Raw genomic sequence first — 283 nt, forward strand, 5'->3', positions numbered from 1 at the left:
AAAGCCCTAACACGGTTGAGCAGGAATACCTGAAGATGTGTGCGTAAATCAGTGTCTACTTTTGGTGGGGAAGATCAGAGTAAATCAGTATGAAGAAACTCAAAGCTCTCATTTTGGGGTTGGTAGGAGCCTCGTCCGTGGCAAGTGCTGAAGTGGAGATGAAATACTATCCTTCTGCTGGTGACGTATTTGAGGTGCAGGCGCCCGCAGACTGGCAGCAAAACGCCAACTCTGACTACCTTTCAATTTCTAGCCCCGATGGCAGAGTTTCTATTACCGCCAG

At 48.4% G+C, this 283-nt stretch carries 1 protein-coding gene; it reads left to right on the plus strand.

Features of this window, described 5'->3' with window-relative positions; translation table 11 throughout:
- Nucleotides 1-89: 89 nt before the first annotated feature.
- On the plus strand, nucleotides 90-283 hold a 194-nt coding region (locus tag A3730_RS32645), incomplete at its 3' end, for a hypothetical protein (protein WP_231883932.1).

The organism is Alcanivorax sp. HI0044 (genome assembly GCF_001634945.1).